The sequence below is a fragment of the Alkalicoccobacillus porphyridii genome, assembly GCF_007293315.1.
Lineage (GTDB): Bacteria > Bacillota > Bacilli > Bacillales > Bacillaceae_D > Alkalicoccobacillus > Alkalicoccobacillus porphyridii.
The window spans coordinates 1-383 of record NZ_VLXZ01000072.1 but is presented as its reverse complement, the minus strand read 5'-3'; the positions used below and the strand labels follow the sequence as shown (position 1 = coordinate 383).

1 protein-coding gene is annotated in these 383 nt (G+C 51.2%); it reads right to left on the bottom strand.

Translation table 11 applies throughout. The annotated features are described in order from the left end of the window. Positions 1-383: glucokinase (locus FN960_RS23570; protein WP_185971128.1), on the bottom strand; the 383-nt coding region annotated here is incomplete at both ends.

Here is a 383-nt window from a genome sequence, read left to right as displayed (position 1 = left end):
AAAGCACGCGCTCCGCCGAAACATGACCAATTTCCGCACGCAATATTTCGAGGATAATGGCCTCTTCTTCACTATTCGGCGCAAAATCAACGTGACCGCCTTCGCCTGGCAAGCTTACCCAACGCTTATCGACATGGACCAGATGCGCAACCCCAAGCCCCGTTCCGGCACCGTAAACCGCAATAGGCTTACCTTCGACCGGTTCTGCGCCACCAAACTGAATCAGATGCTCTTTTTTCAGCATCGGGATCGCCATCGATACAGCGGTAAAATCGTTAATAATTTCCAGATGGCTAAAACCGAGATTCTTTTTCATTTCGGCAATTGAGAACGCCCAGGTATGGTTGGTCATCGCCACCCAGTCACCGGTAATTGGGCAAGCG